The following is a 9,290-nucleotide window of genomic DNA, read 5'->3' on the forward strand; positions in this document are numbered from 1 at the left end:
GACGGCGGCGCGAAGGCCCCAGGGAAGGGTCCACGCCGTCCCCTGAGGGGAATGTGCCGCAGCGCCTGCCTGCTCGAGGGCACGTTTTCCATGAGCCATTCAGATAAGCAGAATTCAGCTCACGCGAAACCGGCGAGGTCTCCAGGCTATTGCGCCAAAGCCCTGAGGGGAATGTGCCGCAGCGCCTGCCTGCTCGAGGGCACTCTTTCCATGAGCCGTCCAGATATATGGAACTGAACGAACTGGAAACCAGCAGGGTCTCCAGGCCGTTGCACCAGCGCTCTGAGGGGAATGTGCCGTTGCACCTGCCTGCTCGAGGGCACGGTCGGCATTGAGATCAAGCACCAACGCGGGAAGCCGGTTGGATTTCGCCCGGTCAGGGATCCTCGGCGTCTGCGAGACCGCGAATGGCCGCGTTCTTGCCGAAGAAACGCTTGGCTTTGAAATCCAGCCGTTGCATCCGCCGCTTGTCCGCATCGGTCATGACCCGCACCTCGGGCTCCAGCACACTGCGCTGAAACGGCATCACATGCACAAAAGGCATGCCCATTTTCAGCTGGTGATCGGTATCGCCCTTGCGGAAAAAGGTATTCACGTGAATGTGATGGTAAGCGTCCGAATCGACCACACCGGGAACCACCGTGAACCGCGACTCGAAATGGTAGAAGGGCTGTGACAGCATGACCGACCATCCGGGCGGTGTGCGTACCTTCCAGGGATTGGTGAACTTCACCGAATCCTGCAGATAACTGTCCGGCAGCGGCATCGAGGGGTACTGCATCTGCTTGCTGTGCGGTGAGGCATGGGCCAACTCGTTGGATCCGATGCAATACACCGTCTCGCCCCGGATCTGCACCAGAAAATCGGCCCACAACGGAATCAGATAACCCTCCGACAGGTAGGAAATGATGCCGGGGCAGCGCCGAATCGTGGCGTTGACATTGGACAACCGCAGGGAGCGTGAAAGCCCGAAGGGAAACTTCGATTTGCCCGGCGGCAGGTCGATGGCCGGTGAAAGTTCGCGAAACCAGTCCGGCAGCACCTTGCGCGCGGGAACAGGCGGAAATTCCAGCAGGTTCTCGTTATCGGTGAAGAACTCGATTTTGGGCGTTGCCATAATCCCTGTCCCAACGCCGCGAACGGCGGCTGCGGTGAAGCGTAGCAGATGCCCCGGCCGCGTTAAACGCGGGCGGTGGCCAGATCCGGTGGATCAGGGCGCATTTCGTTTCAGCGCCTTCAACCGGGAACGGGCGAAATACAACAGCACCCGCACTGCCAGGTAGGCTACCGCGCTCAGGCCCATCAGAACGAAAGGCCCCGTCGAGGAAGGTTGCTGGAATCCCGCTGTGCTCCACCAGTACCAGCCAAAGGCGGCAACGAAGACCGAAATGACCGCGTAGCTGGTCATGTTCAGGTGATAGACTTTCTGCCGCGCCTGGCGCAGCTTGAACACGTGCAATTCCTCATCATCGGCCTCGCCACGTTCCAGACCGCAGTGCAGGCAGAGGGGGGACAGGCTGGAAATACGCTTGCCGCAACCCGGGCAGGCAATAATGCTCATGGTGACAATTCATCTCCCTGGTTGGTGTCGTGCCGCCAAGGTAGCGGCGCACGGCCGCCCGTGCAAGCGGAGCCCATGCGGCTAGCCTACTGCCCGAAAAATCGCAGTTCAGCCCGCAGCCCACCGGCGGGCCGGTTGCTGAAGCGAATGGACCACCCGTACAGGGAGCACAGGCGTTTCACAATGGCGAGCCCCAGGCCCGCGCCCTTGCCGCTGATGTTCTGGCCACGGTAATGGCGCTCGAACACGTGCTCGAGTTCCGATTCGGGAATACCGGGACCGGTATCGTCGACACACACACAACCCTCACCAATGGTAATGACCACTTCGCCCTCGTTGGTGTAGCGCATGGCGTTGCCGATCAGGTTTCCCACCGTTACGGCGACCACCGACTCCGGCGCGATCACACTCACCCGGTCCGTCTCCCGCACCAGCAATTTCAGGTCCTTGTTGCCAATCAGGGGCTCATACAGGTGGACCACGTCGTTGACGATTCTTCCGACATTCTGGGCAGCACTGTCCTTGTCGGTACCCTGCTCGGCACGCACCAGGTGCAGCAAGGCGGTGGTGATGTCCGCCGACTGACGTGCGGCGCGTGCGATGCGTAACAAGCGGGTGCGGACACGCGGATCGAGATCGTCCTGAGCCAACAACAATTCCGTGGCGCCGGTGATGACGGTCAGCGGCGACCGGAGTTCGTGACTGACATCCGCATTGAATTCCCGGTCACGTTCAACCAGGTGATGCAGCCGATCGGCATACGTGTCCAGGGCGGCGGCCAGTTGGCCGACCTCGTCGTCGGCGAAATGACCGGACAGGCGTTCCGGCTTGCCCTCTTTGCTCAGGGTGTCGAGCCGCGCGGCCAGGTCGGTCACGGGTTTCATCACCCGCCGGGACGACCAGGCCCCCAGCATGAAGGACAGAATCGAGAACAGAAGCACCACGCCGACCAGGGCCAGAAACAACTGCTGCTCCAACCGTCGATTATCGCTGACGTCGTAAATCAGGAACGCCCACAGGTCATCTTCCTTGCGCACGGCCGCCTTGAACACACCAGCTCCGCTATGTACGTCATGCACGCCGCTGGGCAGCGCACGGATGTCCGCGGCCACGGTCTGGTTGGGGTCCCCGGGGCGGGTGATGTAACCCTGGATGCGCGTGTAGAAGGGTTCGACAACGGTCGGGTCCAGACGCAACTGGTTCACGTAGTCGTCGAGTTCTTCCTCGAGCGTCGCGCCAATCAGCTGGTCTTCGAGATAATTCTGCAGGAACAGCGTACTGAGAGCGAACAACACACTCAGCAAGGTGCCGAACAAAACAAAGGACAGTAGGATTCGGCTCCTAAGCCTTTGCCGAAACTTCATCCGACTCCACCAACCGGTAGCCAATTCCGTGGCGGGTCTGGATCATGTTGCTGCCGAAAGGTTTATCGATCGCACCGCGCAGGGAGTGAATGTGCACCCGGAGGCTGTCGCTGTCCGGCATTTCCTCACCCCAGACTTCCATCTCCAGGTCGTTGCGCGACACCACATTGGGCGACGCCTCCATCAAGCATTGCAACAGTTTCAGACCGATCGGGTTGAGATAAATATCCCGGTCGTTGCGAGTCACGGCCAGGGTATCCAGATTGAACACCAGGTCGCCCACCTTGAGTTCGCGCCGGACCCGGCGGCGCCCGCGGCTGGTCAGCACGTTGAGACGCGCTTCCACTTCCTGCAATTCGAATGGTTTGACCAGGTAATCATCGGCCCCGGTGTCGAAACCGGCCAGCTTGTCCTCGAGCCGGTCGCGCGCGGTCAGCATCAGTACCGGCGTGTCCTTGCGGGCATCTTCGCGGAGCTTCTTGCAGACCTCGAGCCCGTCCATGCCCGGCAGCGCAAGGTCCAGGACAATGGCGTCGAAATCGTTGACCACGGCCAGATGCAGACCGGTAATGCCGTCACCCGCGAAATCGACGGTATGGCCATGGTCCTCGAGATAATCGCCCAGATTGGCGGCGATGTCGGGGTTGTCTTCGATGATCAAAACACGCATAAGTCAGTCTCCGCAACCGGGGACCCTCACGTCCCGGGCATCGCGCCGCAACGGCACGCTCTGCGTGGCAGATGATGACAACGGGCAATACGGGGCCGGCAGGCTTTGCGTAATTCTACCCCCGACACGGTTAACGATCGGTTAACCCTCCCCACACCGGACTGGCGGTGGCGATTGGAAACCCTGTCAGTAATCTCCGCCCAGAACCTCGACCCCTTCGAGCCCGCGGGTCAGGGTTTCGGCGTCACCGCCTTCGTCCAGCTTGATCATCAGGCGGACTTCGTTGGAGGAATCGGCGTGGCGCAATGCATCGTCGTAGGAAATCTTGCCTTCCTTGTACATCCGGAACATGCACTTGTCAAAAGTGATCATGCCGTGATGTTCCGAATCGCGCATGACGTTCTTCAATTCGTCGATTTCACCCTTGCGGATCAAATCCTTGATCAGCGGAGTGGCCATCAGCACCTCGAACGCGGCCCAGCGGCGCGACCCGTCGATGGACGGAATCAATTGCTGCGCGATGGTCGCCTTGAGATTGAAGGAAAGGTCCAGGAGCAACTGCTCGCGGAAGTCCTCCGGGAAGAAATGCAGGATGCGGTCCAGTGCCTGGTTGGCGTTGTTGGCGTGCAGAGTACAGAGCACGAGGTGGCCGGTTTCCGCGAAGGTGATGGCATGCTCCATCGCTTCTCGCGTGCGAATTTCGCCAATCATGATGACGTCCGGAGCCTGCCGCAGGGTATTGCGAAGCGCCACCTCGAACGATTCAGTGTCGATGCCGACTTCGCGCTGCGTCACCAGGCTCTTGCCGTGCCGGTGCACGTACTCCACCGGATCCTCGACGGTAATGATGTGGCCGGTCATGCGTTGGTTCCGATATCCCACCATCGCGGCCATGGATGTCGACTTACCGGTACCGGTGGCACCCACGAACAGCACAATGCCTCGTTTCTGCAGCGCGAGTTCCGCCATCACATCCGGGCATCCGAGTTCCTCGAATGTCGGGATGCGGCTTTCTATTCGCCGGGCGACCAGGCCCACGACGCCCTGTTGCATGAAGGCACTGACACGAAAACGCACTTCAGCGTCCAGTGCGTATGCGAACTGGCATTCGCTGGTCTGAATGAATTCGTTCTTCTGCATCTCGCTCATCATGCTGAAAGCGACCTCGCGGGTATCCTCCGCGGTCAGCACATCGGTCGAAATCGGCTTGATTTTGCCGTGAACCTTGATGCACGGCGGCGCATCCATCATGACGAACAGGTCGGAGCCGACCTCCTCGTGCAATTGTTTCAACCAGCCGTCTACTGTGCTCATGATGAAACTCCTATTGGAACAGCTTGCGGTCGACCGCTCGCCTGCCGGCCTCCTGCCGGGTGACGAGACCGCGAGTGACCAGCGCCTCGAGTGCCTGGTCCAGGGTCTGCATGCCCACGTTCTGTCCAGTCTGGATGGCCGAATACATCTGGGCGACCTTGTCCTCACGAATCAGGTTGCGAATCGCCGGGGTGGCCACCATGATTTCCCACGCCGCGACCCGCCCACCGCCCGCGCGTTTGAGCAGGGTCTGGGTGATCACCGCACGCAGTGACTCCGACAGCATGGAACGCACCATCGCTTTTTCACCGGCCGGGAACACATCGATGATGCGGTCCACCGTTTTCGGCGCTGAACTGGTGTGCAGGGTCGAGAACACGAGGTGACCTGTTTCCGCGGCGGTCAGTGCCAGTCGAATGGTTTCGATGTCGCGCATCTCGCCCACCAGGATGATGTCCGGATCCTCGCGTAGCGAAGCCCGCAGGGCCTGGTTGAAACCATGGGTGTCGCGATGCACTTCGCGTTGATTGATCAGGCAACGCCGGCTCTTGTGCAGGAATTCGATCGGATCCTCGATGGTGAGGATGTGCCCCTCCACGTAGGAATTGAGATGATCGATCATGGCCGCGAGAGTCGTCGACTTACCCGAACCGGTGGGACCGGTGACGAGAATCAGGCCGCGCGGAATGTCGATGATATCCCGGAAAATCGGCGGAGCTCCGATGTCCTCGAGTTTCCAGACGGAGTCCGGAATGGTACGGAACGCCCCGCCGATGCCACGATCGTGGTGGAAACAGTTGACTCGGAAACGGGCCAGACCCGAGACCGCGTAGGAATAATCCACTTCCAGGTTGGCTTCGAAATCGCGCCGCTGCTGGTCACTCATCGTGCTGTACAACAGCTCGCTGAGCTGCGGCGTATCGATGGCCGGCAGCGTGAGCCGGCGAATATCGCCGTCGACACGGATCATCGGCGGAAGACCGGAAGAAAGGTGCAAATCCGACGCGTTATTCTTGACCGAAAAGGCCAGCAGCTCTGCGATATCCATCTTCTCTCCTTGAATGCGCCCGCTCACGTTACAATGCCGGCCGGGCGGCAGAAAACGGTCAACGCGGTCCCTTGACACACTGCGTCAAGCTATACCTTAGTTCAATGCATAGTCTTGCTGCAAGATGAATGACTTAAAAGCCAAACTTGAGGCGGTGCATTCACGTATCGCAAATGCCTGCCGTGAAAATGGCCGAAACCCTGCGGATGTGCGCCTCCTGGCGGTCGGCAAAGGCCATCCGGCGTCTGCGGTGGAAGCCCTGCGGGCCGCAGGACAAAGGGCATTCGGAGAAAACTACGTGCAGGAAGCGCTGGCCAAGGTGGCTGCGATTGGCGACCCGTCCATCGAGTGGCATTTCATCGGTCCGTTGCAGTCGAACAAGACCGCGGACGTGGCGCGCACTTTCGCCTGGGTGCAGAGCGTCGATCGTGAAAAACTGTTGCGCCGCCTGTCAGCCCAGCGTCCGGCATCACTACCGCCGCTGAACATTTGCCTGCAGGTGAATATTGATCGCGAGCCCCAGAAGGCCGGCGCCCTGCCCGAATCCGTACCGGCCCTGGCGCAATTGACCGAAGAACTGCCCGGTCTCGCGTTGAGGGGACTGATGGCGATTCCGAAACCGGCCAGCGCGACGCACGACCCGATGCCGTCCTTCGCGGCCGTGGCGGAACTGCTCGGCTCGCTGCAGGACCGCGGATACCGCGCCGACACCCTGTCACTGGGCATGTCCGGCGACCTGGAAACCGCGATTCGGGCCGGCAGCACCCTGGTGCGCGTGGGCACCGACCTTTTCGGGCCGCGCCCGGCACAGAAACGATTTGCACAGGAGTGAACCCGACATGCTCATAGCGTTCATCGGCGGCGGCAATATGGCCACCGCATTGGTCAGTGGACTGCAAAAATCCGGCCGACACGGCCTGGTCATCCGGGTAGCCGATCCGAGCGACGACGCCCGGCGCCGGCTGCAGTCCGAATACGGCGTCGAAGTCGCCGACCGCGCGGCCGATGTCGTCCCCGGCGCCGACGTGATCGTGCTCGCGGTCAAGCCCCAGGTGATGCCTCTGGTACTCGACGAAATCGCCGATCGAGTCGAACCCGGCCAGCTGATTCTGTCCATCGCCGCGGGGACCACCATTGGGGATATCACCGGCGCGACCGGGCCTGGCCCTGCCGTCATCCGCGCCATGCCGAACACACCCGCACTGATCGGTGCCGGCATCACCGGCCTGTATGCCGGAGACGGCTGCAAACCCCACCACCGGGAGCAAGCCGAACGCATCCTCGAATCGGCCGGACCGGTGGTCTGGGTGGAGGAAGAACGGCTGATGGACGCCGTGACCGCCATATCCGGCAGTGGTCCCGCCTATTTCTTCCTGCTCGCAGAAGCGCTGACCCGTGCCGGCGAACGGCTGGGCCTGCCGCCGGACATCGCCAGCGCATTGGCCGAGAAAACCTGCTCCGGAGCCGGCGCCATGCTCGAAGCCGCCGATGAGGGCGCGGACGTCCTGCGCGAACGCGTGACCTCGCCCGGCGGCACCACCCAGGCGGCACTCGAGGCGCTGGCCTCCAGCAACTTCGAAGAAATCGTCTACGAAGCCGCCCGGGCGGCCGAGCAGCGCGGCCGGGAACTGGCCGGCGGCGCAGGAGAGTCTCCACCGTGAACGGATCGGCAACCAACGCGTTTTCCTACCTGATCGGTACGCTGATCGATCTGTACATCGCCGCCGTCCTGCTTCGGGTCATGCTCCAGTGGGTCCGGGCTGATTTCTACAACCCCCTGTCGCAATTGCTCGTCAAGGTGACCAATCCGGCACTGATACCGCTGCGACGGGTCGTGCCCTCCATTGGGCGCATCGATACCGCGGCCATCGTGCTCCTGCTGGTGCTGGAAGTGTTCGGTGTTTGGATCGTCAGTCGGATCGCGGCAACACCCATCGGCTTTCCCGCCATCATCACGTTCAGCCTGACCAAGCTGGCCATGACGCTGCTGATGACCTATTTTTTCCTGATCATCGCCTCGGTGCTGGTCAGTTGGCTGGGTCAGGGCCTGCGCCACCCCTTCGTGCCGCTGCTGTACCAGCTGACCGAACCCGTATTGCGCCCATTTCGCCGGGTCATTCCTCCCATTGCGGGAATCGATCTTTCCCCGCTGTTCGCCCTGATCACGATACGCTTTCTGATACTTCTGCTAGGATGGTGATGTCACGGGCCCGTAGCGGAATCCCGCGCCGTCCGTGGCGCCCAATGCTGGTTCGTACTGCCCGGAGATGCCCGATGAACCGAATTCGCATGACCGCCTGCGCCCTCCTGCTGATTGCCCTGATGATTGCGCCCGCGAGCCAGGCACAACAGTTCGAAGGCTTCGGCAACTACGAGGTTCATTACAACGTCCTGAACAGCGACCAGATTCCCGCGACCGTGGCGCAGGGCTACGGCATCCAGCGCTCGGCCAACCGGGCCTTGCTGAACATCACGATTCTCGATACCAGTGGCGAAACGCCAACGCCCATCCATGCCCGGGTATCCGCCAGCGCGGTCAATCTCACGGGTCAGCGGCGCGAGATCGAACTGCGGGAAATTTCGGACTCCGACGACGCCGTCTATTACATCGGACTGCTTCCGGTGCACAACATGGAAACCTACAATTTCACCGTGAACGTGCAGGTGGAAGGTGAGGCGGATCCGTTCGTGGTGAGCTTTAGGCAACAGTTTTTTACGGAGTAGCCACGTTTGAGGGGGATGTCGTTCACTCACTTGCCTTCTTACTCCGCTGCGCGTCGTAAACCGGCCGCGCTCGTTCACTCCTGCCCCAGCGGCTTTACTGCTTGCCGGCAGGTAGTATCTTCACCGGGTGGCAGGGTTTTCGTTTGCCTTCTAAAACAATTGTTCTAGAGCTTGCGACTGCCGCAGAAAAATTCTGTGGCTCAGTACACAAATCAAACCAATACCCAGTAACCCCCTCACGTTGGCTATTTAAAGTGTCTGGCGCCACAAGTTTGGCTGGTCATGCGTGGTGTACCCGCATTGCGCCAACAGGTCGACCACCCGCCGTTACTTTTTTCGCAATACGTCAACAAGTCCAACGCTTGCCGTGACATACATCTTTCAAGACAGACGGGCTCCGGCATCGCTCCCCTAGTAGGGTCGCTCGGAAGTGAATATTCGCCTCATGAAAATCAGCGGTTGGGTGCAATTGGTGCCACTGAGGTCCGCCGCGCGCTGTGACATGCCCCTTCCAGGACCCGGCGCGAACCCATCCCTGTGTACAGACCGGGGACATAGGTAACAGTTTGTTCGGGTACATGGGTAACACTTATTTTTGATGGCATTGTC

Annotated in this window: 10 protein-coding genes; 4 read left to right on the plus strand and 6 right to left on the minus strand. The window is 60.8% G+C overall.

What is annotated here, in order from left to right:
* Positions 1-376: 376 nt before the first annotated feature.
* The 6 genes from V3330_RS19485 to V3330_RS19510 form a co-directional block, all read right to left on the minus strand.
* Entirely contained in the window at positions 377-1,117 is a 741-nt protein-coding gene (locus V3330_RS19485; protein ID WP_354697137.1) for a hypothetical protein, read from the minus strand.
* A 93-nt stretch (positions 1,118-1,210) separates the two neighbouring features.
* The gene (locus V3330_RS19490) at positions 1,211-1,561 is read right to left on the minus strand and encodes a type I phosphoribosyltransferase (protein WP_354697138.1); all 351 of its coding nucleotides are present in this window, start codon (positions 1,559-1,561) and stop codon (positions 1,211-1,213) included.
* Between the two features lie 86 nt (positions 1,562-1,647).
* Positions 1,648-2,856, minus strand: a complete 1,209-nt coding sequence (locus V3330_RS19495) for a sensor histidine kinase (protein ID WP_354697139.1) — start codon at positions 2,854-2,856, stop codon at positions 1,648-1,650.
* 46 nt (positions 2,857-2,902) lie between these two features.
* On the minus strand, positions 2,903-3,595 hold the full coding sequence (locus tag V3330_RS19500) for a response regulator transcription factor (protein ID WP_354697140.1): 693 nt from the start codon (positions 3,593-3,595) through the stop codon (positions 2,903-2,905).
* Positions 3,596-3,781: 186 nt separating this feature from the next.
* On the minus strand, positions 3,782-4,909 hold the full coding sequence (locus V3330_RS19505) for a PilT/PilU family type 4a pilus ATPase (RefSeq protein ID WP_354697141.1): 1,128 nt from the start codon (positions 4,907-4,909) through the stop codon (positions 3,782-3,784).
* 10 nt (positions 4,910-4,919) lie between these two features.
* The gene (locus tag V3330_RS19510; RefSeq protein ID WP_354697142.1) at positions 4,920-5,957 is read right to left on the minus strand and encodes a type IV pilus twitching motility protein PilT; all 1,038 of its coding nucleotides are present in this window, start codon (positions 5,955-5,957) and stop codon (positions 4,920-4,922) included.
* A 124-nt stretch (positions 5,958-6,081) separates the two neighbouring features.
* On the opposite strand from V3330_RS19510, the gene V3330_RS19515 reads away from it, so the two are divergent.
* The 4 genes from V3330_RS19515 to V3330_RS19530 all read left to right on the plus strand — a co-directional run bounded on the left by V3330_RS19515 (position 6,082) and on the right by V3330_RS19530 (position 8,681).
* Positions 6,082-6,789 (plus strand): YggS family pyridoxal phosphate-dependent enzyme, encoded by a 708-nt coding sequence (locus tag V3330_RS19515; RefSeq protein WP_354697143.1) that lies wholly within the window; start codon positions 6,082-6,084, stop codon positions 6,787-6,789.
* 7 nt (positions 6,790-6,796) lie between these two features.
* The gene (gene proC, locus V3330_RS19520) at positions 6,797-7,618 is read left to right on the plus strand and encodes a pyrroline-5-carboxylate reductase (RefSeq protein WP_354697144.1); all 822 of its coding nucleotides are present in this window, start codon (positions 6,797-6,799) and stop codon (positions 7,616-7,618) included.
* The gene (locus V3330_RS19525) at positions 7,615-8,157 is read left to right on the plus strand and encodes a YggT family protein (protein WP_354697145.1); all 543 of its coding nucleotides are present in this window, start codon (positions 7,615-7,617) and stop codon (positions 8,155-8,157) included. The genes proC and V3330_RS19525 overlap by 4 nt, the downstream gene beginning before the upstream one ends.
* 74 nt (positions 8,158-8,231) lie before the next feature.
* On the plus strand, positions 8,232-8,681 hold the full coding sequence (locus V3330_RS19530; protein WP_354697146.1) for a DUF4426 domain-containing protein: 450 nt from the start codon (positions 8,232-8,234) through the stop codon (positions 8,679-8,681).
* Positions 8,682-9,290: the final 609 nt, after the last annotated feature.

It is taken from the genome of Elongatibacter sediminis (assembly GCF_037892215.1).
GTDB lineage: Bacteria > Pseudomonadota > Gammaproteobacteria > Xanthomonadales > SZUA-36 > Elongatibacter > Elongatibacter sediminis.